19 protein-coding genes and 1 pseudogene are annotated in these 23177 nt (G+C 74.3%); 15 read left to right on the plus strand and 5 right to left on the minus strand.

Annotation, left to right across the window (positions count from 1 at the left end; translation table 11 throughout):
• Window positions 1-25: 25 nt before the first annotated feature.
• The 4 genes from JQN84_RS25485 to JQN84_RS25500 are packed head-to-tail and all read left to right on the plus strand — an operon-like array spanning window position 26 to window position 9814.
• Window positions 26-979: a TauD/TfdA family dioxygenase gene (locus JQN84_RS25485; protein WP_204961085.1), complete on the plus strand. Its 954-nt coding sequence runs from the start codon at window positions 26-28 to the stop codon at window positions 977-979.
• Window positions 979-1167 (plus strand): MbtH family protein, encoded by a 189-nt coding sequence (locus tag JQN84_RS25490; RefSeq protein ID WP_204961086.1) that lies wholly within the window; start codon window positions 979-981, stop codon window positions 1165-1167. The genes JQN84_RS25485 and JQN84_RS25490 overlap by 1 nt, the downstream gene beginning before the upstream one ends.
• Window positions 1164-4301 (plus strand): non-ribosomal peptide synthetase, encoded by a 3138-nt coding sequence (locus JQN84_RS25495; protein ID WP_204961087.1) that lies wholly within the window; start codon window positions 1164-1166, stop codon window positions 4299-4301. Before JQN84_RS25490 ends, JQN84_RS25495 begins: the two co-directional genes overlap by 4 nt.
• A complete protein-coding gene (locus tag JQN84_RS25500) occupies window positions 4298-9814 on the plus strand; it encodes a non-ribosomal peptide synthetase/MFS transporter (protein WP_204961088.1) in 5517 nt (1838 codons plus the stop codon). Before JQN84_RS25495 ends, JQN84_RS25500 begins: the two co-directional genes overlap by 4 nt.
• Before the next feature lie 217 nt (window positions 9815-10031).
• Here the strand turns inward: JQN84_RS25500 and JQN84_RS25505 are convergent, their stop codons facing one another.
• A complete protein-coding gene (locus tag JQN84_RS25505; protein ID WP_204961089.1) occupies window positions 10032-11363 on the minus strand; it encodes a hypothetical protein in 1332 nt (443 codons plus the stop codon).
• 40 nt (window positions 11364-11403) lie between these two features.
• Window positions 11404-11919 carry an NUDIX hydrolase gene (locus JQN84_RS25510; RefSeq protein WP_204961090.1) on the minus strand — a complete coding sequence of 172 codons (516 nt, stop codon included), beginning with the start codon at window positions 11917-11919 and terminating at the stop codon, window positions 11404-11406.
• Between the two features lie 54 nt (window positions 11920-11973).
• On the opposite strand from JQN84_RS25510, the gene JQN84_RS25515 reads away from it, so the two are divergent.
• The 4 genes from JQN84_RS25515 (at window position 11974) to JQN84_RS25530 (ending at window position 15046) form a co-directional block, all read left to right on the plus strand.
• On the plus strand, window positions 11974-12735 hold the full coding sequence (locus JQN84_RS25515; RefSeq protein WP_204961091.1) for a class I SAM-dependent methyltransferase: 762 nt from the start codon (window positions 11974-11976) through the stop codon (window positions 12733-12735).
• Window positions 12736-12830: 95 nt separating this feature from the next.
• Complete coding sequence (locus tag JQN84_RS25520) at window positions 12831-13250, plus strand: YciI family protein (protein WP_204961092.1); 420 nt, start codon at window positions 12831-12833, stop codon at window positions 13248-13250.
• 5 nt (window positions 13251-13255) lie between these two features.
• Window positions 13256-14530 carry an RNA polymerase sigma factor gene (locus JQN84_RS25525; protein WP_204961153.1) on the plus strand — a complete coding sequence of 425 codons (1275 nt, stop codon included), beginning with the start codon at window positions 13256-13258 and terminating at the stop codon, window positions 14528-14530.
• A gap of 30 nt (window positions 14531-14560) precedes the next feature.
• Window positions 14561-15046: a type II toxin-antitoxin system PemK/MazF family toxin gene (locus JQN84_RS25530; RefSeq protein ID WP_204961093.1), complete on the plus strand. Its 486-nt coding sequence runs from the start codon at window positions 14561-14563 to the stop codon at window positions 15044-15046.
• Between the two features lie 53 nt (window positions 15047-15099).
• On the opposite strand, the gene JQN84_RS25535 is transcribed toward JQN84_RS25530, so the two are convergent.
• The gene (locus JQN84_RS25535) at window positions 15100-15750 is read right to left on the minus strand and encodes a GGDEF domain-containing protein (protein ID WP_204961094.1); all 651 of its coding nucleotides are present in this window, start codon (window positions 15748-15750) and stop codon (window positions 15100-15102) included.
• Window positions 15751-16018: 268 nt separating this feature from the next.
• Here JQN84_RS25535 and JQN84_RS25540 point away from each other — a divergent pair, with 268 nt between their 5' ends.
• The 3 genes and pseudogenes from JQN84_RS25540 (at window position 16019) to JQN84_RS25550 (ending at window position 18241) form a co-directional block, all read left to right on the plus strand.
• Window positions 16019-16258: a DUF397 domain-containing protein gene (locus JQN84_RS25540; RefSeq protein WP_204961095.1), complete on the plus strand. Its 240-nt coding sequence runs from the start codon at window positions 16019-16021 to the stop codon at window positions 16256-16258.
• Between the two features lie 196 nt (window positions 16259-16454).
• Window positions 16455-17289 (plus strand): annotated as a pseudogene (locus JQN84_RS25545) (Sco1979 family transcriptional regulator).
• A 97-nt stretch (window positions 17290-17386) separates the two neighbouring features.
• Window positions 17387-18241, plus strand: a complete 855-nt coding sequence (locus JQN84_RS25550; RefSeq protein ID WP_204961096.1) for an SAM-dependent methyltransferase — start codon at window positions 17387-17389, stop codon at window positions 18239-18241.
• Window positions 18242-18284: 43 nt separating this feature from the next.
• Here the strand turns inward: JQN84_RS25550 and JQN84_RS25555 are convergent, their stop codons facing one another.
• Entirely contained in the window at window positions 18285-19103 is an 819-nt protein-coding gene (locus JQN84_RS25555; RefSeq protein ID WP_307821430.1) for an MOSC domain-containing protein, read from the minus strand.
• Window positions 19104-19174: 71 nt separating this feature from the next.
• Between JQN84_RS25555 and JQN84_RS25560 the strand changes: the two genes are divergently transcribed.
• From JQN84_RS25560 to JQN84_RS25570, 3 genes are all read left to right on the plus strand, one after another.
• Window positions 19175-20002: a DedA family protein gene (locus tag JQN84_RS25560; protein ID WP_204961097.1), complete on the plus strand. Its 828-nt coding sequence runs from the start codon at window positions 19175-19177 to the stop codon at window positions 20000-20002.
• Window positions 20003-20098: 96 nt separating this feature from the next.
• Window positions 20099-21016 carry a cell wall-active antibiotics response protein gene (locus JQN84_RS25565; RefSeq protein WP_239486104.1) on the plus strand — a complete coding sequence of 306 codons (918 nt, stop codon included), beginning with the start codon at window positions 20099-20101 and terminating at the stop codon, window positions 21014-21016.
• Between the two features lie 49 nt (window positions 21017-21065).
• Window positions 21066-22040 carry a pirin family protein gene (locus JQN84_RS25570; RefSeq protein ID WP_204961098.1) on the plus strand — a complete coding sequence of 325 codons (975 nt, stop codon included), beginning with the start codon at window positions 21066-21068 and terminating at the stop codon, window positions 22038-22040.
• 190 nt (window positions 22041-22230) lie between these two features.
• On the opposite strand, the gene JQN84_RS25575 is transcribed toward JQN84_RS25570, so the two are convergent.
• On the minus strand, window positions 22231-22503 hold the full coding sequence (locus tag JQN84_RS25575) for a DUF2795 domain-containing protein (RefSeq protein WP_204961099.1): 273 nt from the start codon (window positions 22501-22503) through the stop codon (window positions 22231-22233).
• Window positions 22504-22662: 159 nt separating this feature from the next.
• Here JQN84_RS25575 and JQN84_RS25580 point away from each other — a divergent pair, with 159 nt between their 5' ends.
• A complete protein-coding gene (locus JQN84_RS25580; RefSeq protein ID WP_204961100.1) occupies window positions 22663-23076 on the plus strand; it encodes a DUF2267 domain-containing protein in 414 nt (137 codons plus the stop codon).
• The last annotated feature ends 101 nt before the right edge of the window (window positions 23077-23177 follow it).

Here is a 23177-nt window from a genome sequence, read left to right on the forward strand (position 1 = left end):
CGTCGAGAAAACAGGAGACCACGCAATGAGCGACACGATCGCCACGCTGCCGGTCGTCGTCGAGAACGACGGCACCGCCCTGACCGAGCTGATCGACCACCGCCGGGCCGAGCTGCGCGCCACCCTCGTCGCGCACGGCGGGCTGCTGTTCCGCGGCTTCGACGTGGGCGGGGTGGACGGCTTCGACGCGGTGGTACGGGCGTTCTCCGGCGAACCGCTGACCTACACCGAGCGGTCCTCGCCCCGGCACGCCATCAAGGGGAAGGTCTACACCTCGACCGACTACCCGCCGGACGAGGAGATCTTCCTGCACAACGAGAACTCGTACCAGGCGCGCTGGCCGCTGACGCTGTTCTTCTACTGCCTCACCGCGCCGCAGACCCTCGGCGCGACCCCGCTGGCCGACGTGCGCCGGGTGTACGCCGAGATCGACCCGGCGGTCCGCGAGGAGTTCGTCAGGCGGCGCTGGCTGCTGGTGCGCAACTTCCACGCCGACTTCGGCACCCGCTGGCAGGACGTCTTCGGCACCGACGACCGCGCGCAGGTGCAGGCGTACGCCACGGCGAACCGGATCGAACTGGAGTGGGTGGGCAAGGACGGGCTGCGGACCCGGGCGGTGCGCGACGTGGTGCACCACCGGCCCGGCTCGGACACCCCGCGCTGGTTCAACCACGCCACCTTCTTCCACCTGAGCACCCTGCCGAAGGACTACCAGGAGGGGCTGCTGGCGATGTTCGGCCCCGAGGGGCTGCCGGCGAACACCTACTACGGCGACGGCGGCGAGATTCCCGCCGACGTGCTGGACCACCTGCGGGCCGCGTACCGGGCGGCCAGCGTCCGCTTCGACTACCGGCGCGACGACGTGCTGGTGGTCGACAACATGACCGCCGCGCACGGGCGGGAGCCGTTCACCGGCCCCCGCAAGATCGCCGTCGCGATGGCCGAACCGCACACCCCCGACACCGCTGGAGCGAACTGATGGCCGACACCCGATTCCTGGTCGTGCGCAACGACGAGGAGCAGTACTCGATCTGGGCGGCCGACCGTGACCTGCCCGCCGGCTGGCTCGACGCGGGCTTCACCGGCAGCCGCGAGGAGTGCCTGGCCCACGTCGACGAGGTCTGGACCGACATGCGCCCGCGTTCGGTACGGGAGCAGACGGCATGACCCGCGAGTGGACCTTCCCCGCCTCGTTCGCCCAGGAACGGGTCTGGATCGCCAACCAGCTCGACCCGGCCTCGCCGGTCTACAACGTGTCGGTGCCGTGCCGGCTGCCCGCCGACCTGGACGCCGAGGCGGCGACCGAGGTGTTCGGTCAGGTGGTCGCCCGGCACGAGGCGCTGCGTACCCACCTGCGGGTCGACGACGGCACCCTGGTGCAGGTGGTCCGGGAGCACGAGCCGCCCCGGCTGCCCGTCGACGACCTGCGCGGGCTGACCGAGCCGGAGCGGCTGCGGCGGTCCAACGCGCTGCGCGCCGAGCTGGCCCGGACCCCGATCCCACTGGACGCGCCGCCGCTGTGGCGGGCCCGGCTGATCCGCTTCGACGACGGGTGGACGCTGCTGCTGGTGGTGCACCACGCCGTCTTCGACAGCCACTCGGCGGTGCTGTTCGGTGCCGAGGTCGCCGCGTTCGCGCGGACCGCGTCGACCGGTGTGCCGGCCGCCGTGCCGGAGCTGCCCATCCAGTACGCCGACTTCGCGGTGTGGCAGCGCGACCAGCTCGCCGGCGTGGAACGGGACCGGCAGCTCGCGTTCTGGACCGGGCACCTGGCCGGTGCCCCGAAGGTAACCGGCCTGCCGCTGGACCGGCCCCGCCCGGCGCAGCTCGGCTTCGCCGGTGACGAGGTGCGCTTCGACCTGCCCGCCGGCCTGCTGGACCGGGTCACCCGGCTGGCGGCCGGGTCGGCGGCGACGCCGTACATGGTGCTGCTGGCCGCTTTCGCGGCGCTGCTGTCGCGGATCTCCGGCGACACCGACGTGGTGGTCGGGGTCTCCACCGCCGGCCGGGAGACCGCCGAGCTGACCCCGCTGATCGGCATGTTCGTCAACCCGGTGGCGTTGCGCTGCGACGTCGGCGGCGACCCGCGCTTCACCGACCTGCTCGGCCGGGTCCGCGACGGGCTGGTCGACGCCCTGGAGCACGGGCAGACCCCGTTCCAGGCGATCGTCGAGGCGGTCGCCCCGGAGCGGGACCCGTCGGTGCAGCCGATCTTCCAGACCGCGCTGAACTTCATCCCCGACTCCGGGCTGGACCCGGTGGAGCTGGGCACCACCAAGGACGACCTGGCGTTCGACATCACCACCGGCGAGAGCCGGCTGGTCTACCGGACTGCGCTGTTCGACCGGGCCACCGCCGAGGCGGTGGTGGCCCGCTACGTCCGGCTGCTCGACGCGGCGGTGGCCGACCCGCGCCAGCCGGTCTCCGCGCTGCCGCTGCTCGCCGACGCCGAACGGGACCTGGTGCTCGGCGGCTGGGCCGGGACGGCCACGGCCGGACCGTCGGCCACGGTCGTCGACGAGGTGCAGCGGCAGGCGGCGGCCACGCCGGCGGCCACCGCGCTGGTCTGCGACGATGTCAGCCTCACCTACGCGCAGCTCAACACCGCCGCGAACCGGCTGGCCCGGGTGCTGGTGGGCCGGGGTGTCGGCCCGGAGTCCCGGGTGGCGTTGGCCCTGCCGCGCGGCCCGGAGCTGCTGGTGGCGATCCTCGCCGTGCTCAAGGCGGGCGGCGCGTACGTGCCGGTGGACACCGGCTACCCGGCGGGCCGGATCGGCTACCTGCTCACCGACGCCGCGCCGGCGCTGGTGCTGGCCGTGACGGAGACCGCCGCCCTGGTGCCGGCCGACGCGCTGCTGGTCGACGGGGTCGCCGGCCCGCACGCCGACAGTGGTGCCGCCGCCGACGGGGCGGACCTCACCGACGCCGACCGGGTCGCCCCGTTGCGCCCGGAGCACCCCGGCTACGTGCTCTACACCTCCGGCTCGACCGGCCGTCCCAAGGGTGTGGTGGTGGAGCACCGGGCGATCGCCGCGTACCTGGCCTGGGCCCGGGACACCTACCCGGGACTGGCCGGCACCGCCCTGCTGCACTCGCCGGTCTCGTTCGACCTGACGGTCACCGGGCTGCTCGGTCCGCTCACCGCCGGGGGCACCGTGCGGCTGGCCGGGATCGACTCCCCGGCGGCGCGGGTGGGTGGCCGGCCGACCTTCCTCAAGGTCACCCCGAGTCACCTGCCGCTGCTGGAGGAGGCCCTGTCGCCCACCACCGACCTGGTGATCGGCGGCGAGGCGCTCACCGGTGAGCAGCTCGCCGACTGGCGGGCCGCGCACCCGGACGTGGCGGTGGTCAACGAGTACGGCCCGACCGAGGCCACCGTCGGCTGCGTCGCCGCCCGGATCGCCCCCGGGCAGCCGGTGCCCGCCGGCCCGGTGTCGATCGGCCGGCCCACCGCCACCAGCCGGGTGTACCTGCTCGACGCGGCGGGGCAGCCGGTCCCACCGGGGGTGGTCGGTGAGCTGTACATCGCCGGTGACCAGCTCGCCCGGGGCTACCTGGGCCGGCCCGGCCTGACCGCCGAGCGGTTCCTGCCCTGCCCGTACGGCCCGCCGGGGCAGCGGATGTACCGCACCGGTGACCTGGCCCGGTGGCGGGCCGACGGCACCCTGGACTACCTGGGCCGCCGCGACGACCAGGTCAAGGTGCGGGGGATGCGCATCGAGCTGGGCGAGATCGAGGCGGCGATGCGGGAGCACCCGGAGGTGCACCAGGCGGCGGTGGCCGTCCGCACCGACTCGGGTGAGCCGACCCTGGTCGGCTATCACGTCGGCACCGCCGAGGAGACGCACCTCGCCGCCGAGCTGGCCCGGGAGCTGCCGGCGCACCTGGTGCCGGCGGCGTTCGTCAGGCTCGACGCGTTGCCGTTGACCCCGAACGGCAAGCTGGACCGGGCCGCGCTGCCCGCCCCGCCGGAGTCCGTCGCCGGGGACGGCTACGTCCCCCCGCGCACCGACGCCGAGACCCTGGTCGCCGAGGTGTACGCCGACATCCTCCAGGTGGAGAAGGTCGGCGCGCTCGACGACTTCTTCGCCCTCGGCGGCAACTCGCTGCGCGGCATGCGGGCGATGGCCCGGATCCGGGCCGAGGTGGACGTCGACCTGCCGATGCGGGCGCTGTTCGGCAGCCCCGTGGTGGCCGACCTGGCCGCCCGGATCGAGGCGCAGATCGCCGCCGAACTGGACGAGCTTTCCGAGACCGAGGTCGCCGCGTTGCTGGCGGCGGAGAAGGACACCCCCACATGACGGACCTGAAGGATTCCCGGGAGGCCGCCCGGGCGGCGTTGATCGCCCAACGGTTACGCCGACGGCAGGCCACGCCCGCCGCCCGCATCACGCCCAGGCCCGAGGGTGTCGAGGTGCCGCTGTCGTACGCCCAGGAGCGGGTCTGGTTCATGGACCAGCTCGCCCCGGGTGAGGCGGCGTACCACATCGCGGTGCCGTTGCGGGTGCGTGGCCCGCTCGACGTCACGGCGCTGCGCGCCGCCCTGGCCGCGCTGACCGCCCGGCACGAGTCGCTGCGCAGCCGGTTCCCCGCCGACGCCGACGGCAAGCCGACCGTGGTGGTCGCCGACGCGGTCGAGGTGCCGTTGACCGTGGTCGACGCCCCGGACGAGCGGGCGGCGCAGGAGCTGGTGGCGGCGGCCTCGCTCGCGCCGTTCGACCTGGCGGCCGGGCCGCTGCTGCGGGCCCTGCTGATCCGGCTGGCCGCCGACGACCACGTGCTGTTCCTCAGCAAGCACCACATCGTCGGCGACGGCTGGTCGGTCGACGTGCTGCTGCGCGATCTGATCACCGCCTACCAGGGGGGTGAGCTGCCCACCCTGCCCGTGCAGTACGGCGACTTCGCGGTCTGGGAGGCGCAGGAGCTGGGCGGCCCGGCGGCCCGGTCGCATCTGGACTGGTGGAAGTCCCGGCTGGCCGGGATCACCCCGCTGGAGCTGCCGCTGGACCGTCCCCGCCCGGCCACCCAGACCTACCGGGGCGACTTCGTCGAGTTCCGGCTCGACCCGGCGCAGACGGGACGGCTGACGGCGCTGACCCGGGAGTCCGGTGGCACCCTGTTCATGACCCTGCTCGCCGCGTACCAGGTGTTCCTGGCCCGGCACGCCGGGCAGGAGGACTTCGCGGTCGGCGCGTCGGTGGCCGGCCGGTCGGCCCCGGAGCTGGAGAACGTCGTCGGCATGTTCATCAACATGCTGCCGCTGCGGGCCGAGCTGGGCGGTGACCCGACCTTCACCGAGCTGCTGGAACGCACCAGGCGCAGCGTGCTGGACGGCTTCGAGCACGCCGAGGTGCCGTTCGCGAAGGTGGTCCACGAGCTGGGCCTGCCCCGTGACGTCAGCCGCTCGCCGGTGTTCCAGGCGATGTTCGTGTTGCAGAACTACGAGATGGGCCGGTTCACCGGGGTCTCCGACGCCACCGACGTGACGTTCGACTGGACCCCGATGGAGCTGCGGGCCACCCGGTTCGACTTCGAGCTGCACGCCGTGGAGACCGTCGACGGGCTCTGGGGCAAGCTGGTCTTCAACACCGACCTGTTCGACCGGGACACGGTGACCCGGATGGCCGACCGCTGGTGCACCCTGCTGCGGGCGGTCGCGGCCACCCCGGACGTGCCGGTCTCGGCGGTGGATCTGCTCCCCGCCGACGAGCGGGCGCTGCTGGCGTCCTGGAACGACACCACCGCCGACTTTCCGACCGCCGAGACGCTGCACGGCCCGATCGAGGCGGCCGCGGCGGCCACCCCGGACGCGGTGGCCGTCACGATCGAGGGCGTCTCGACGACGTACGCGCAGCTCAACGCCGCCGCGAACCGGGTGGCGCATCGGCTGCGGGCGGCCGGCGTCGGCCCGGAGACCCTGGTCGGGGTCTGCGCGGAGCGCTCCGTGGAGCTGGTCGCCGGGCTGCTCGGGGTGCTCAAGGCCGGTGGGGCGTACCTGCCGTTGGATCCGGAGTACCCGGCCGACCGGTTGGCGTTCATGCTGACCGACGCGGCAGCGCCGGTGGTGCTGGTGCAGGAGCAGTTGCGTGACGTGCTGCCCACCGTCGACGCGACGGTGCTGGCGCTGGACGACCCGACCCTCTGGGCGGACCAGCCGTCGACCGACCCGACCCCGCTGGCCGGCCCGGAACACCTGGCGTACGTGATCTACACGTCGGGGTCGACGGGTCGCCCGAAGGGCGTGCCGAACACCCACCGGGGCATCGTCAACCGGCTCGACTGGATGCAGAAGACCTACCGGCTCGACGCCGACGACGCGGTGTTGCAGAAGACCCCGGCCAGCTTCGACGTGTCGGTGTGGGAGTTCTTCTGGCCGCTGCGTACCGGGGCCCGGCTGGTGCTGGCCAAGCCCGGCGGGCACAAGGACGCCGGCTACCTGCGTGACGTGCTGGTGGCCGAGCGGGTCACCACCGCCCACTTCGTCCCGTCGATGCTCACGGTGTTCCTGGCCGAGGAGGGGGTGGAGGCGGCCACCGCGCTGCGCCGGGTGATCTGTTCCGGTGAGGAGCTGCCGCTGGCCTCGGCGGTCGACTTCACCGCCCGGCTGCCGCACTGCGCCCTGCACAACCTGTACGGCCCGACCGAGGCGGCGATCGACGTCAGCGCCTGGCACTGCGACCCGGCGCTGCTGGCCGGGTTGACCGGTGTGCCGATCGGTGGGCCGATCGCCAACCTGCGGCTGCACGTGCTCGACCCGGCCGGCCGGGAGTGCCCGGTCGGGGTGGCCGGTGAGCTGCACATCGGCGGGGTGGGCCTGGCCCGCGGCTACCACCTGCGGCCGGCGCTGACCGCCGAACGGTTCGTGCCGGACCCGTTCTCCGGCGAGCCGGGCGCCCGGCTGTACCGCACCGGTGACCTGGCCCGCTGGGTGCCCGACCCGGCGGGGCCGACGACCGGGGCCGACCCGGCCGGGGTGATCGAGTTCCTGGGCCGGATCGACCACCAGGTCAAGCTGCGTGGCCTGCGCATCGAGCTGGGCGAGATCGAGAGCGCCCTGCGCGAGCAGCCCGGGGTGGCCGAGGCGGCGGTGATCGTCCGCGAGGACAGCCCCGGCGACAAGCGGCTCACCGCCTACCTGGTGGGTGCGGCCGAGCATGCCGCGCTGAAGACGGCGCTGAAGGAGACCCTGCCGGAGTACATGGTGCCGGCCGCGTTCGTCACCCTGGACGCGTTGCCGCTGACCCCGAACGGCAAGCTCGACCGCACGGCGCTGCCCGCGCCGGTGGTCACCCGCGAGGCGTCGGTGGCCCTGGTGGAGCCGCGCGACGACACCGAGCGGCTGCTCGCCGGGATCTGGTCGGAGGTGCTGGGCGTGCCGACGCTCGGCATCGACGACGACTTCTTCGATCTGGGCGGGCACTCGATGCTCGCCACGCAGGTGGTGGCGAAGATCCGCCGGGCCGAGCACGGCGGCCGGGCGGTCGGCGTGATGGACCTGTTCCAGCAGCGCACCATCCGCGAGCTGGCCGCGTTCATGACCGGTGACGCCGAGGCGGCCGGCCCGCGTCGGCTGCTCTACGAGCTGACCAAGCCGATCCCGGCCGGCAGGCGGGTGCTCAGCTACGTCTGCGTCCCGTACGGCGGCGGCAGCGCCATCGTCTACCAGCCGCTGGCCGACGCGCTGCCCGCCGGGCACGCGCTGTGGTCGCTGGCGATCCCCGGCCACGACGTCGGGCTGACCGAGGACGCCCTGCCGTTCGACGAGCTGACCAGCCGGGTGGCCGCCGAGATCGTGGAGCGGATCGAGGGCCCGCTGGCCCTCTACGGCCACTGCGGGGTGGGCAGCGCGATCATCGCCGAGGTGGCCCGCAAGGTGGAGGCCGCCGGGCGGGAGCTGGAGGTCGTCTACATCGGGGCGATGTTCCCGTTCGCCCGCCCGAAGGGTGCGTTCGCGGCGTTGCGTAACCGGCTGGAGCAGTTGAGCAGCAACCGGCACTACGCGAGCTGGCTCAAGAGCATGGGGGTGGACACCGACGAGCTGGAGCCGGAGCAGGCCGACCGGATCATCAGCAACATGCGGGCCGACTCCCGCGCGTCGGAGGAGTACTTCACCGGGCTGCTCGACCGGGGCGCGGAGAAGCTGCGGGCGCCGATCGTCTCGGTGGTCGGCTCGGAGGACCCGGTGACCGACTACCACTCCGAGCGGTACGCGGAGTGGCAGTTCCTCAGCGACACCCTGGGCCTGGTGGTGCTCGACCAGGCCGGGCACTTCTTCCTCAAGTACCGGGCCGACGAGCTGGCCGAGATCGTCACCCAGGTGCACCCGGCCGTGCGGGCCGGGGACGTGACGGCGTTGGGCCCGGCGGCCCGGGGTGAGGACGCCGGCTGGGTGGTCACCGACCATCAGCGCGTCGGCGACACCGACCGGCCGGCCCCGGCGGTGGTGAAGCCGAGCATGGCCCGGTTCGTCGCGGTCACCGCCGGGCAGCTGGTCTCCACCACCGGCTCGGCGTTGACCGCGTTCGCGCTGCCGATCTGGCTGTTCACCCGGACCGGGTCGGTGGCCGACCTGGGCCTGCTGTGGGCGTTGGCGCTGATCTGCGGGGTGCTGATGCTGCCGGTGGCCGGCGCGCTCACCGACCGGGTCAGCCGGCGACGGATCATGATGATCGCGAGTTGCGTGTCCGGCTCCATCCAGCTCGTGTTGGCCGCCCTGCTCTGGACCGACAACCTGGCGCTGTGGCACATCTACGGGCTGGTGGCGTTGAGCCAGGTGGCCGGGTCGTTCCAGCGGATCGCCTTCCAGTCGGCGGTGCCGCAGCTGGTGCCGAAGCGCTACCTGGGGCACGCCATGGGCATCACCCAGCTCTCCAGCGGGTTCGCGATGCTGCTGATGCCGGTCTTCGCGGCCGGTCTGCTCGCCGCGATCGGCCTCAAGGGCATCCTGCTGATCGACGTGGCGAGCTACCTGGTGGCGGTGCTGACGCTGGCCGTGGTCCGCTTCCCCGACCTGCTCGGCTGGCGGCCCCGGGAACGGCTGCTGGTGGCGATCGCCAACGGCCTGCGCTACTCGTGGCGGCACCGGGGCTTCCGGCTGATGCTCGGCTACTTCGCGCTGGGTAACGTCTTCCTGGCCCCGGCGCTGGTGCTCACCACCCCGCTGGTGCTGTCGTTCGGCACCGCCACCCAGGTGGCGCAGGTGGCGCTGGCCGAGGCGATCGGTGCGGTGACCGGCGGGGTGCTGATGTCGCTGTGGGGCGGGCCCCGGCAGCGGCGGATGATCGGGGTGCTGATCGGCAACCTGGGCACCGCCGTCGGCTGTGTGCTGATCGGCCTGGACGCCTCCGTCGTCATGATCGCCTTCGGGGCGTTCTGGCTGGCCATGGCGATGACCACCGCCCAGTCGATCTACGCCACGATCGTCCAGGTGAAGGTGCCGCAGCGGTTCCACGGCCGGGTGTTCAGCCTGAACCAGACGATCTCCTGGTCGACCCTGCCGATCGGCTTCGCGCTGCTCGCCCCGGGCGCGACCGCGCTGTTCGAGCCGATGCTCGCCGACGGCGGGGCGCTCGCCGGTTCGGTGGGCGCGGTGATCGGCACCGGTCCCGGCCGGGGCATCGGCTTCGCGTACGTCTGCTTCGGGTTGGCCCTGGTGCTGATCACGCTCGGCGGGTTCGCGATCCGGACGCTGCGCCGGTTCGACATCGAGGTGCCCGACTCGCTCCCCGACGACCTGATCGGGGCGCAGGAGCGGCAGCGGCGGCTCGCCGAACGGGCGAAGGCCCGCCCGGAACCGGCGTCGGTGGCCGGCTGACCAGCCGCGCGGGCACGACGACACCCGTCGTGCCCGCGCGGCAGCGGGACCCCCGACCGCGGCGGTCCCCGGGGACGGTGCCGCCCCGGGGGCGTACGTCGCGGTCGGGCCTGGTCGCGGCGGCCGGTCCCCGCACGCCGCGATCCCGGTGGCGTCGGCCCCTCGACAGTGCCGGCTCCCGGGCGGTGCCGGTCGGGTCAGGTCGCCCCGGTGCCGGTCACCAGGACTCGACCGGGTCGGCGAGGTCGGTGTCCGCCGGCTCCCGGGGCTCGGCCACCCAGGCGGAGAAGACCGGCAGCCCGTGCCACGGCCCCGGTTCGCCGTCGCGGCGGTCGGTGGCCACCGCCAGCACCGCGTACGGGTGCCCGAACCGCAACTCGACGCTGCGGCGTACGCCCTGCGGCGGGAGGCTGGTCAGGGCGAACGCCCCGGTCACGGCGGCGGCCTCGAAGCCGTACCGGCCGTAGTCGGCCACCACCGCCTGCCGGGCCTCGACGCCCACGTCGACGCCGAGCAGCCCACCCAGCGCCCGCCCCACCGCCGCGAACCCCAGCCCGGGGGCGGTCAGGTCGTGCTCGTCGCGGGCCGACCAGCAGGGCAGCACCGCCCGGTGCCGTTCCTCCCGGCCGTCGCGGGCGGCGGTGCGCACCGGCTCCTCACGCAGGGTGCCGAGGGGACCCGTGCCCAGCGGCAGGTCGAACAGCGACCGGCGGGCCGGCTCGCCGTCGACCGCCGCGCCGGCCAACGCGTAGCCGGCGGCGAGCACGTCGGCGGGCGGGACCGCCGGGTCGGCGAGCACCGAGAGCACCACCAGGCCGGCCCCGTCGCGTTCCACCGCACCGGCGGCGTGCACGGCGACGTCACCGGCCGGCCCGGTCGCCGCGATCCAGGCCCGGTGCCCGTGCTCCGGGCTGCGCAACGCCCGGGTCAGCCGCCCCGCCCAGCCGCCGCCCGACCCGGCCGTCCCGCGCCCGTGGTCCGGCCCGTGCCCTGCGCCCGGCCCGTGCGCGGGTGCGCCGTCTGGTCGGGTCGCGCCGCGCGGGTCGTCGGGGCCGAGTGCCGTGCCGGGCACCAGGTCGAACGGGGTGGCCCAGGAGATCCGGGTGGCCAGCGCGCCGGCCAGCGCCAGTAGCACCCGGGGGGAGACGGTCAGCGGGAACCTGTCGACCAGCCCGAGGGTGTGCTCACGCGCCCAGGCGTCCAGGCCGGCCCGGTCGGGCAGCGGGCCGGTGGCGGTGCTGCGGGGCAGCCCGTCCCACCAGCCGGCCAGCGGGCCGGGGTCCGTGCCGGGCCGGTGCCAGACGGCGGTGGCCGACGGCACCAGCGGGTGCGGCCGGTCCAGCAGCGCGGCGGCGGCCCGCGCGGCGACCGCCCCGTCGACACCGAGCACCTCGGTCAGTTCGGCCTGTTGTGCGCCGGTGGCGGCCGGTGCGGCGAGCGCCAGCAGCAGCCAGGCCCCGAGCGGGGAGGCGACGTGGTGCCGGTCGCCGAGGTCGGCGTGCAGCCGGGCGGCGTACCGGGCCAGCGGGTCGTACGGGAGCGTCGTCATGCCCCCACTGTGCCCACCGGGCGGGCCGGTGGCACCCCGGTCAGGACCAGAGTTCGAACGGTTCGTCGATCCGTTCGCCGGCCAGGAACGCGGTGAGCAGGGCGGGCAGTCGACCCGGGTAGAACCGGGCGGTGCTGGTCACGATCTCCTCGACCGGCCACCAGCGGAACCCGAAGTAGTCCTCCACCTCGTAGTCGAGCCGGTCCGCGCCGTCGACGTCCGGCGCGGCGGCGTCGAGGCGTACGGTCAGCACCACCTCGTCCTGGACGTGGCGCAACCGGCGGTGGATGAAGCTGGCCCGCCGTCGCCAGGTCGGCGGGCCGAGCTGCGCGGCGGTGACCACGAAGCCGGTCTCCTCCCGCAGCTCCCGCAGAGCCGTCTGCGGGTACGTCTCACCGGGGTCGACGCCCCCGCCGGGCAGCTCCCACCAGGTGCCCAGCCGGGGATGTTCCGGGTCACGGGTGTGGAACAGCAGGATCAGGCCGTCCCGGTCGCGCACCACCAGCCGGACGGCGGTGCGTTCGACCACCGGCAGGTCCCGGGGCAGTTCGGTCATGGGCCTCCCTCGACGGGGCACCGGCCGGGCGGCGGCGGTGCGACGATGGCGATCATGGTGGAGCTCTTCGGTGCGGTGGCGGACGACTACGACGAGATCCGGCCGGGCTATCCGGCCGCCCTCGCCCCGACCATCCTCGCCTATCACGGCGAACCCCCGTCCCGGCTGGTCGAGGTCGGCGCGGGCACCGGCCTGGCCACCGCGCTGCTGCGCGACCTGGTCGCCCCGGACGCACCGGCCCACCCGGCGCGGGTGACCTGCGTCGAGCCGGACCCGCGGATGGCGGCGGTGCTGTCCGCCCGGTTCCCCGACGTCGAGGTGGTCCTCGCCCGGTTCGAGCAGTGGTCGCCGCCCCCGGCCGGGGTGCCCCTGCTGGCCTGCGCGTTGGCCTGGCACTGGCTCGACCCGGGCACCCGCAACCGGCGGGCCCACGACGCGCTGACCCCCGGCGGCACCCTGGCCGTCTTCGCCCACCGCTACGACTACGTCGACCCGGCCCAGTCGGCGGCGATCCGGGCAGCGTTCGAGTCGGTGGACCCGGTGCCGCACCACGACCGGCCGGAGGACTGGTTCCACGCCGACATCACCGACAGCGGGCTGTTCACCGACGTCCGGTCGGTGGCGTTGCGCCGGGCGGTGCCACTGACCACGGCGCAGTACCAGCGGCTGGTCGGCACCTTCTCGCCGCAGTTGCGCCGGCCACCGCGGTTGCGGGAGCGGGTCGTCGAGGCGATCGGCGGTGCGGTCGACGGTTTCGGCGGCACGGTCACCCTCGACCTGCGGACCACGCTGGTGCTGGCCCGCCGGCCCGGCTGAGAAAAAGTCGTCGGGTGGTCGTGTCGATCCGGCCGGGTGCCCGTTCGACCTGGGGGTGAGAGGGTCGAACGGCGACCCGGTAGCGAGGAGCGACGATGGCCAAGTACATGCTGATCATGCGGAACACCGACGATTCCCTGGCGGCGATGATGAAGATCCCCTTCGAGGAGATGCTGGAGACGATGGGGCGGTTCAACGACGAGTTGATCCGCGCGGGCGTACTGGTCGCCGCCGAGGGCCTGGAGGACCCGGCGCAGGGCGTGGTGGTCGACTACAGCGGGGAGACCCCGGTCGTCACCGACGGCCCGTACGGCGAGACGAAGGAGCTGTTCGGCGGCTTCTACCTGCTCGATGTGGCGTCCAAGGACGAGGCCGTCGAGTGGGCCCGCCGGATGCCGGCGCTGCCCGGCAGCAAGTGCGAGGTGCGCCGGGTCCCCGGTATCGACGAGTTCCCGCAGGACAACGAGTTCATCGTCCGGGAGCGGGCGTGGCGCGAGCGGACCGGCCAGCTCTGAGCACGGTGCCCACCGACGACCCGCCGGGTGCCGAGTCGGCCCGGCGGGCCGTCGAGGCGCTCTGGCGTATCGAGTCGGCCCGGATCGTCGGCGCGCTGGCCCGGTACACCGGCGACTTCGCGCTCGCAGAGGACGTCGCCCAGGAGGCGGTGGCGCAGGCCCTGGTCGGTTGGGCGCGTGACGGGGTGCCGGCGAACCCGGTGGGGTGGCTGCTCACCACCGCCCGGCGGCGTGCGGTCGACGCGTTCCGCCGTCGGGCCGCGCTCGACGACCGGTACGCGGTGCTCGCCGGCCAGCTCGCCGGTCCGGTGTCCGGGGCCGGGGAGCTGCCGTGGGACCCGGACCGGGTCGACGACGACGTGCTGGCGCTGATGTTCGTGGCCTGCCATCCGGTGCTCGCGCCGCCGGCCCGGCTGGCGTTGACACTGCGGGTGGTCGGCGGCCTGTCCAGCGAGGAGATCGCGCGGGCGCTGCTGGTGCCGGTGCCCACCGTGCAGGCGCGGATCACCCGGGCCAAGAAGGCGATCGCCGCCGCGCGGGTGCCGTTCGCGCTGCCGGAGCCACCGCAGCGGCGGGAACGCCTCGGCGCGGTCCTGGGCGTGCTCTACGTGATCTTCACCGAGGGGTCGACGGCGACGACCGGTGACGACCTGCTCCGCCCCGACCTGGCGTACGAGGCCATCCGGCTGTGCCGGATGTTGGCCGCGCTGCTGCCCGGCGAGCCGGAGGTGCACGGCCTGCTCGCCCTGTGTGAGCTGACCGCCGCCCGGTTCCCGGCCCGGGTCGACGCCGACGGCGAGGCGGTGCTGCTGGCGGACCAGGACCGGCGGCGGTGGGACCGGTCGGCGATCCGTCGGGGGACGGCCGCGCTGCGCCGGGCCGTGGCGTCGGGGCGTGGCCTCGGGCCGTACGGGTTGCAGGCGTCGATCGCCGCCTGCCACGCCGCCGCCCCCTCGGTGGAGCGCACCGACTGGGCCCGGGTGGTGCTGCTCTACGAGGCGTTGGGCCGGGTGGCGCCGTCGCCGGTGGTCGAGCTGAACCGGGCGGTGGCCGTGGCGATGGCCGACGGGCCGCAGCCGGCGCTGGCCGTGGTGGACGAGGTCGCCGCCACCGGTCGTCTCGCCGGGTCGCACCTGCTGCCCGGCGTCCGGGGTGAGCTGCTCGCCCGGCTCGGCCGGACCGCCGAGGCGCGGGCCGAGTTGGAGTTCGCCGCCAGGCTGTGCCGCAACGTGCGGGAACGGGCGGTGCTGCTGCGCCGGGCGGACGGCCTCGACGGGTGATCCGGCCCGGCTGGCGGTAGGCTGCCCGCCGTGGCAGGTCTGTTGAGGAACGTGGCGTCCCGGTTGAGCCGGGTGACCGGCGCGCAGCGCGCCACCCCAGGTCCGATCCCGGCGCAGCTGGCCCGGCGGCGTCAGGTCAGCGCCCTGCAACGGCGGGAGCTGTCGTACGCCCCGGAGCCGGACGGACAGGCCGACCCGGGGGAGATCGTCTGGACCTGGGTGCCCTACGAGGACGACCCGAAGCAGGGCAAGGACCGTCCGGTGCTGGTGGTCGGCCGGTCCAGCCGCACCCTGTTCGGGTTGATGCTGTCCAGCCAGAGCGAGCGGGACGGCCAGCGGCACTGGCTGGCGCTGGGCCCGGGGGAGTGGGACCGGGAGGCCCGCCCGAGCTGGGTACGGCTGGACCGGGTGCTCACCATGCGCGAGGACGGCATCCGCCGCGAGGGCGCGGTGCTGGACCGGGGGCGTTTCGACCGGGTCGGGCAGGCGCTGCGGGCCGGCTACGGCTGGCGCTGACCCGTCCCGTCATGCCGTCACGTCGTGGCGCGGTGCCGCCTCGGCCGGGCGGCTCAGCACTCGGCGAGGCGGGCGACGTCGAGCAGTTGCCGGGGTGACTGCCGGCTGGTGACGCCCTTCGCCCGGTACATCGCGGCGTCGGCCTGGCAGAGCGCGTCGGCGAGCTGGGTGGGGCCGGTGACCGGGGCGAGCCCGACCGAGGCGGTGACCCGGACGCTGCACGGGCCCAGCGGGATGGGTGCGGCCATGGCCTCGCAGAGCCGCCGGGTGGCGTGGTCGATCCAGCGCCGGTCGACCGAGGGGCTGGCCAGCAGGCCGGCGAACTCGTCGCCGCCGAGCCGGGCGACCAGGTTGTCACCGGCGAAGGCGGCCAGCCGCTGGGCGACGCTGATCAGCACCTGGTCGCCGGCGGCGTGCCCGTAGCTGTCGTTGACCTGCTTGAAGTCGTTGAGGTCGAGGACCACCGCGATGAGGGGCTGCCCGCCGGCGTCGGTGAGCAGCGCGGCGGCCAGCCGGTAGAAGGCCCGCCGGTTGGGTAGCCCGGTGAGCGGGTCGTGGCTGGCGGCGTGCCGTTCCGCGGCCAGCTCGGCCTGCAGGTGCTCCAGTTCCGCCTCGGCCTGTAGGGCCCGGCGGCGTAGCTGCCACACCGAGACCAGGGCTCCGGCTGCGGAAACGCCGGACGCGACGGTCAACGGATCCGGCACGGGTCCTCCCTCGCATGTCGGCGCACGACCCGCGCGGCGGCGGCCGTCGTGCCCCGCCGGGTCGTCGTTTGCCCAGGTGAAGCCCTGAGTCTGGTAACCCAAAGTGAACGGATAAGTACCCGTCCATGTGCGCTATCATGCTCGCTGTCCGAAGCAGATGCAATAGCAGATGCACGTGCAGCACGGCCGGATCTGATGTCGCAGCGCCCCTTCGACACCGCAACGTCCCCTCGCGACAGTGGTTCCGCACCCCGACAGAAAGACACCCATGCAGCAGCCTGAGAACGGCGTCCCCACCACCCAGCTGCCCCCGCTGAGGTGGGAGAAGAGCCGGCGCAGCAACCCCAGCGGCAACTGCGTCGAGTTGGCCGAACTGCCCGGCGGAGCCGGCATCGCCGTGCGCAACTCGCGCCACCCCGAGGGGCCCGCCCTGATCTACACGGTGGACGAGATAACGGCGTTCGTCCTCGGCGCCCGCGACGGTGACTTCGACCATCTGATCGACTGAGGCCCGACGGTCCCGCCCACGGGACCGTATCCGTCCGGAGGATGTTCACCTCACCGTCGGTTCATGGCATGCTTACTCGTCGGTCGGGCGGGGGCCAGGGACCGTGATCGGGTGTAAGGGCATGCGCGGAGGGGCGGGGCACGTGACGATGGTTGCCGCCGAGGGGGGACCGGCCACCGGCCCCACGGTGTTGCGGATGCTGCTCGGCGCGCAGTTGCGCCGGCTGCGGGAGGCCAAGGGTGTCACGCGGGAGGGCGCAGGCTGGGAGATCCGCTCCTCGGAGTCGAAGATCAGCCGGATGGAGCTGGGCCGGGTCGGCTTCAAGGAACGCGACGTCGCCGACCTGCTCACCTTCTACGGGGTGACCGCCGTGCAGGAACGCGAGGCACTGCTCAAGCTGGCCCGCGACGCCAACAGCCCCGGTTGGTGGCACCGCTACGGCGACGTCCTGCCCGCCTGGTTCCAGTCCTACCTGGGCCTGGAGGCCGCCGCCGCGCTGATCCGCAGCTACGAGGTGCAGTTCGTCCCCGGCCTGCTCCAGACCCCGGAGTACGCCCGCTCGGTGGTCCTGCTCGGCCACCGGGGGGGCCGCGGTCGACGAGGTCGACCGGCGGGTGGAGCTGCGTATCCAACGCCAGCAGGTGCTGCACCGCACAGACCCGCCGCAGCTGTGGGCGGTGGTCGACGAGGCCGTCCTGCGCCGACCGATCGGCGGCCCGGAGGTGATGCGCGGGCAGTTGACCGCGCTGATCGAGGCGACCCGCTCGTCGCACATCCGACTCCAGATCATCCCGTTCGACGCCGGCGGCCACGCCGCCGCCGGTGGGGCCTTCACCATCCTGCGCTTCGGCGACGACGACCTGCCCGACATCGTCTACATCGAGCAGTTGACCAGCGCCCTCTACCTCGACAAGCGGGAGGACCTGGACTACTACGCCGCCGCGATGGAGCGGCTCTGCGTCGAGGCGACCCCGCCGGAACGTACGCCCGAGGTGCTCACCCGGTTGCGTGACGAGCTGTACCCGCAGTGACTGCCGCACCGGGTCGCCGGCCCCGTCAGGGCGGCCTCTACGATGATCGACCGGAGACAGTGGACGGACGCCATCGACGATCGGATGGCGCGGAGTCATGGAGGACCCTGTGACCGCCGATGCCCCGACGGGCGCCGCCCAGCACCCCAGCGACCGGATCGACACCTCGGTCGCCCATCCGGCCCGCCGCTACAACTACTGGCTGGGTGGCAAGGACAACTTCCAGGCCGACCGGGACTCCGGCGACGCGATGGCCGCGGCCTTCCCGACCGTGCGTACCGCCGCCCTGGAGAACCGCCGGTTCCTGCAACGCGCCGTCGCCCACCTGGCCCGCGAGGCAGGCGTACGGCAGTTCCTGGACATCGGCACCGGCATCCCCACGGCCAACAACACCCACGACGTGGCCCAGGCGATCATTCCGCAGGCCCGGGTGGTCTACGTCGACAACGACCCGATCGTGCTGGCCCACGCGCGGGCGCTGCTGACCAGCTCGGCCGAGGGGGCCACCGCCTACATCGACGCCGACCTGCGCGAGCCCGAGAAGATCCTGCACCACCCCGAACTGCGCCGCACCCTCGACCTGGACCAGCCGGTCGCCCTGATGCTGGTGGCCATCCTGCACTTCGTGACCGAGACCGAGGACCCGTACGGGGTGGTCGGCCGGTTGCTCGCGGCGCTGCCGTCGGGCAGCTACCTGGCCGCCTCGCACGCCACCTACGACCACCTGCCACCCGCCGTGGCCGAGCAGGCCCGGGCGGGCAACCGGAGCGGCAACCCGCCCGGGATGATCAACCTGCGCAGCCGGGACGAGTTCGCCCGCTTCTTCGACGGCCTCGACCTGGTCGCGCCCGGCCTCGTCTCGGTGGCCGAGTGGTGGGCCGAGGACGAACCGCAGCCCCGGCCGACGGTCGAGGAGGTCAGCGTGTACGGCGCGGTCGGCCGCAAGCCATGACCGGAAGCCGGCCGTCCGTGCGGCCGGGCACCCGTCCGTGCGGTCAGGCCGGCTCGACCCGGTCCCCGACGGCCACCCGGCCGCCCCGTAGCACCACCGCGTACGCCCCCACGCAGGGCTGCGGCCCCAGACCCGGCAGCGGGACCACCCGGTTGCGTCGCGCCGGCTGCCGCAGTGCCTGCGGGGCACGGGGGAGCGGGCCGTGGGCCAGGGTGGGCACCGCGCAGCGGGGCGTCGGCGCGAGCACCCGCAGCACCACCTCCGGGCCGATCCGCAGTTCCCGGCCCACCCAGTCGTTCTCCACGAACCCCCGGGCTTCGGTCGCGACGACCAGGTTGGGCCGGTAGCGCGGCACCGCCTCCCGGAGCAGGTCGAGCGCGTCCAGGCTGGCCGTGGTGACCAGGTGCACCGGCGCGAAGTCGACCAGGCTGCCCGGCGGGGCGACGCCACCGAGCGGGTTGCCGGTCACCGGCACGTCCGCGTCCACCCCCTCGGCCAGCACCGCGTCCGGGTCGGCCCGGTCCAGCAGGGCGTCGGCGGGCACCGCGTCGGTGAGCGTGACATCCCGGCCGAGCAGCCGGGACAGGGCGGCGTCCAGGCCGGCGTCGGGATGGTCCAGGACGGTGCCGTCGGGGAAGGTGAGGCGTGCCCGGTCGGGGGCGTCGCCTGTCGCGCGGACGCCGAGCAGGGCCGACCAGCGTCGGGGCCGCTTCGCGCTGCCCACCCGCCCGGTGTCGTGGTCGAGCACGGCGAGCCGACGGTCGCCGGCCACCCCGCGACCGTCCACCGTGGCGTCGGACATTGCTTCCCCCAGCATCGACTTGACCGGATACCGCCACAGTTCGGTCAGTCGTCCCGGCACCGGCCCAGCGTACCGGTGCGGTGTCGTCGGTACGCGTGGTCGATTCGTCGACCGGCTCGTAACTTTGTCGGATGATCCCACGCTCCCTGGCGCTCAGCCCCCGTACGGTCGTCTCCGCCGCCGAGCCCCCCTCGGACGGGCCGGTGGGGTTCGTCACCGGTCTGGTGGAGCGGCTCGGCGGGCCCGGCGCGGGGCTGGCGGTGGCGCTGGAGAACCTCTTCCCGCCGATCCCCAGCGAGGTGATCCTGCCGCTGGCCGGCTTCGCCGCCGCCCAGGGGCGGATCAGCCTGGTGTCGGCGATCCTCTGGACGACCCTCGGGTCGGTGGTCGGCGCGTGGGTGCTCTACGGCATCGGCGCCGCGCTGGGCCGGGACCGGATGCGGGCGATCGCGGCCCGCCTGCCGCTGGTGAAGCTGAGCGACGTGGACCGTACCGAGGCGTGGTTCCTCAAGCACGGGGTCAAGGCGGTGTTCTTCGGCCGGATGATCCCGATCTTCCGCAGCCTGATCTCCATCCCGGCGGGGGTGGAGCGGATGCCGATCATGACGTTCCTGCTCTACACCACGCTGGGCAGCCTGATCTGGAACACCACCTTCGTGATGGCCGGGTTCCTGCTCGGCGACAACTGGCACGTCGTCGAGGAGTACGTCGGGTCGTTCCAGAAGGTCGTCATCGTGGTCTGCGTCGCCGCCGCCTGCTGGTTCGTGGTGACCCGGGTCCGCCGGGCGCGGGCCGCGCGCGCCGACGCCCCGGCCGCCGACGCCCGGTCCGCCAACGCCCGCCCGGCCGCCGATGCCGCGCCCGGGGGTGACGTCGCGGGGCAGCCGGACGTCGCCGACGGCACGCCCTACCGGGGGACCGTCTACCGGGGCGGACTCTGGGGCCGCGACACCGACTGACCGGCGCGGCGACCGGGCACACCGACCGCGCCCGGAATGATCCGTTGCGGCGGCCGGGCCGTACTGCTGTGCGGGGACCGGGACAGGGGAGGCACGATGGCGGAGCCGGGGCAGGAGCACCGTCCGACGACAGGGGAGCAGCGACCGGTCTTCGAGCCGGTGATCGAGGTGACCGGGGAACCGGTCGGGGTGACGGCGGAACCGGCTTACCGCTCACCCTGGCCCCGCAGCGCGCGGCTGCTGGCCGCCGCCGCGGTGCTGGTGGTCGCGCTCGGTGCGATCGCGGTGGTGGTGACCATGGCGAACCCCGACCGGCTGGGGATCGTCTCCTCCGGGGACCGCGCCGCCGCACCCCCGGCGTCGGTGAGCGCCGACCCCGGCGGCGCGGGCGCCGCCGAGGCCGACGGGCGGACCCTGACCGCGCCGGTCGACGGGCTGCGCCGGGCCACCTTCGAGCTGGTGGACGGGGTGACCTCGTTCCGGCTGCGCACCGACGACCTCGGTGCCGACCTGTACCGGATCAGCAGCCCGGCCGACGCCGGACTCACCCCCCGGCCCCAGGTCGCGGGTGAGCGGGTGCAGCTGCGGGTGACCCGCAAGGACCGGCCCGGCCGGGGCGTCGTCGACGTGACGCTCAACGCGCGGCTGACCTGGCGGTTGCGGCTGGTCGGCGGGGTCAGCGACCACGTCCTCGACCTCACCGGCGCGCGGCTGTCCGGGGTGGAGTTGATCGGCGGCGCGGCCCGCATCGACCTGCGGCTGCCGCCGACCACGGGCACCCGCACCGTCCGGATGACCGGCGGCGTCAACCAGTTCGTCGTCCACGTGCCCGACGGCCCCCCGGTCCGGGTCCGCGCCGCTTCCGGCGCGGGCAGCGTCGTCTGGTACGGCGACCGGCGCGACGGGTTGGCCCGGGGCGCTACGGTCGGCTCGCCGAACTGGGACCGGTCGCCCGACCGGCTCTACCTCGACCTGGTGGCCGGGGCGAACACCGTCACCGTCGTCGAGGACTGAACCGGCCGGGACCGGAGCCGTAGCGGGCCGGCCGGCATAGAGTCGGGCGGTGGACCGTACCGAATCGTTGCCGGCACAGACCCGACCACCCGGCGTCGCCGCCGAGGACCCGGGCAGCGTGCTGCTGCCCGGCCACGACGTGCCGCTGGGCCGGTACACCACCGTGCGCCGGCTGTTGCCGCAGCGGGCCCGCCGGATGGTCGGGGCGTGGTGCTTCGTCGACCATTTCGGCCCGGACGACGTGGCGCAGCGGCCCGGCATGGAGGTGCCGCCGCACCCGCACACCGGGTTGCAGACGGTGACCTGGCTGCTCGACGGGGAGATCGTGCACCGCGACAGCCTCGGCAACGTCCAGCCGATCCGTCCCGGCCAGCTCAACGTGATGACCTCCGGGCACGGCATCGCCCACTCCGAGCGGTCCCCGGTCAGCCATCCGCCGCTGATGCACGGGGTGCAGCTGTGGGTGGCGCTGCCCGACCCGGCGCGCGCCGGTGCCGCCGGCTTCGCCCACCACGCCGATCTGCCCCGCTGGCGCTCCGGCGACTGGGAGCACACCCTGCTCGTCGGCGAGCTGGCGGGCGAGGCGTCCCCGGCGGTGGTGCACACCCCGCTGCTCGGCGTGCAACTGGCGGCGCACGGCCCGGCCCCGGCGACGCCGCGCCTGCGGCCCCGCTTCGAGTACGCCCTGCTGGCGATGTCCGGCCGGGCCCGGGTGGACGGCGTGTCGCTGGAGCCCGGCGCGCTGCTCTACCTCGGCACCGGGCGGGACCGGCTGGAGCTGACCGCCGAGCCGGGCAGCCGGCTGATGCTGCTCGGCGGTGAGCCGTTCGACGAGCCCCTGGTCATGTGGTGGAACTTCGTCGGCCGCTCGCACGAGGAGGTGGCCACCGCCCGGGCGGACTGGATGGCCGGTCGGGACCGGTTCGGGCGGGTCACCGACGACCCGGCCCCGCCGCTGCCCGCCCCGGAACTGCCGACCGTCCGGTTGAAGGCCCGGGACCGCCGGGGTGACCTGCACGGTTGACCGATCCGCCCCGGTGGTGTGCTCGCCCACAGTCTCGCCGAAATCAGCCGTACGGGTGATGGCGTGACCTATGATGATCGTGGCAGCGATGCCCACCCGGTTCGGGTGGCCACCCGGCGGTTCGCCGGTGAACAGGCACGCGTGCGCCCCAGGTCGCGGTTCGTGACCCGGGGCGCCCGCCTGTTCGGGGTCAGATGCTCCGCAGGTGCTGCGCGACCCGCTGGTGCTGCTTCTCCCTCGCCTGCTGTGCCCGCCGGCCGGGGTCGACCTCCGGGGCGGGATCGATCCGGGCCGAGCGGGCCACCTCCGCGTCGTTGGCGTAGTCCACCGGCGGCAGCGCCCGCAACGCCCGCAGCACGTCAGGTGGTGCGCCCTCCCGTTCGGCCTGACGCACCACGGCGTCCTTCGCCGCCGGGTAGTCCAGGCTGGACAGGTACCGCAGGACTTCGGTCCGACTGGCCATCGGTGGGCCTCCTCGCCGCCTCGATCCGGTCACGATCGGCGGCGGTTACCCGTCCGGTGGCAGGTCACGCGCCCACGGGCGGAAAACCCCGGTGGGCGGTGCCGTTTCCGGGTCGTCCCGGCGGGTAACCGTGCCGCCTCATGTCGAAGGGAGCCCCGCATGAACTACGACACCTTCGTCGACCAGGTGGCCCGGCGGGTCCGTACCGACCCGGAGCGGGCGGTGGTGCTGGTCCACGCGACGCTGGCCACCCTCGCCGAACGGTTGACCGGGGGTGAGGTGCTCGACCTGGCGACGCAGCTGCCCGCGCCGTTGCGGCTGGCACTGCGGCCGGGCCCCGGCACGGAGGCGGCCGAGCAGTTCGGCGCGGCCGAGTTCGTGGCCCGGGTGGCGCGGCGGGCCGAGCTGGACGAACCGGCCGCCCGGGACGGGGTGCGGGTGGTCTTCGGCGTCGTGCACGAGGCGGTCAGCGGTGGTGAGTTCGACGATCTGGTGACCCGGCTGCCCCGCGACTACCGCGACCTGGTGGAGCCGGCCCTCGCCCCCGGCATGGGCGCCCCGCGCCGGGCCTGACCCACGGTCGGGCCCGGGTCGGTGGGCGGCGCACAGCGGTTGACCAGGGCAACCACGGTGGGACTGGCTTGGCGAGTCGTCCGGACCTGGCCTAACCTGGT

This window comes from Micromonospora humidisoli (genome assembly GCF_016900955.1).
GTDB lineage: Bacteria > Actinomycetota > Actinomycetes > Mycobacteriales > Micromonosporaceae > Micromonospora > Micromonospora wenchangensis.

Bases quoted from the DNA above. Each gene is read 5' to 3' on its own strand.
- JQN84_RS25485 (WP_204961085.1), top strand. From the start codon at position 26: ATGAGCGACACGATCGCCACGCTGCCGGTCGTCGTCGAGAACGACGGC.
- JQN84_RS25490 (WP_204961086.1), top strand. From the start codon at position 979: ATGGCCGACACCCGATTCCTGGTCGTGCGCAACGACGAGGAGCAGTAC.
- JQN84_RS25495 (WP_204961087.1), top strand. From the start codon at position 1,164: ATGACCCGCGAGTGGACCTTCCCCGCCTCGTTCGCCCAGGAACGGGTC.
- JQN84_RS25500 (WP_204961088.1), top strand. From the start codon at position 4,298: ATGACGGACCTGAAGGATTCCCGGGAGGCCGCCCGGGCGGCGTTGATC.
- JQN84_RS25505 (WP_204961089.1), bottom strand. From the start codon at position 11,363: ATGACGACGCTCCCGTACGACCCGCTGGCCCGGTACGCCGCCCGGCTG.
- JQN84_RS25510 (WP_204961090.1), bottom strand. From the start codon at position 11,919: ATGACCGAACTGCCCCGGGACCTGCCGGTGGTCGAACGCACCGCCGTC.
- JQN84_RS25515 (WP_204961091.1), top strand. From the start codon at position 11,974: ATGGTGGAGCTCTTCGGTGCGGTGGCGGACGACTACGACGAGATCCGG.
- JQN84_RS25520 (WP_204961092.1), top strand. From the start codon at position 12,831: ATGGCCAAGTACATGCTGATCATGCGGAACACCGACGATTCCCTGGCG.
- JQN84_RS25540 (WP_204961095.1), top strand. From the start codon at position 16,019: ATGCAGCAGCCTGAGAACGGCGTCCCCACCACCCAGCTGCCCCCGCTG.
- JQN84_RS25550 (WP_204961096.1), top strand. From the start codon at position 17,387: ATGGAGGACCCTGTGACCGCCGATGCCCCGACGGGCGCCGCCCAGCAC.
- JQN84_RS25560 (WP_204961097.1), top strand. From the start codon at position 19,175: ATGATCCCACGCTCCCTGGCGCTCAGCCCCCGTACGGTCGTCTCCGCC.
- JQN84_RS25565 (WP_239486104.1), top strand. From the start codon at position 20,099: ATGGCGGAGCCGGGGCAGGAGCACCGTCCGACGACAGGGGAGCAGCGA.
- JQN84_RS25575 (WP_204961099.1), bottom strand. From the start codon at position 22,503: ATGGCCAGTCGGACCGAAGTCCTGCGGTACCTGTCCAGCCTGGACTAC.
- JQN84_RS25580 (WP_204961100.1), top strand. From the start codon at position 22,663: ATGAACTACGACACCTTCGTCGACCAGGTGGCCCGGCGGGTCCGTACC.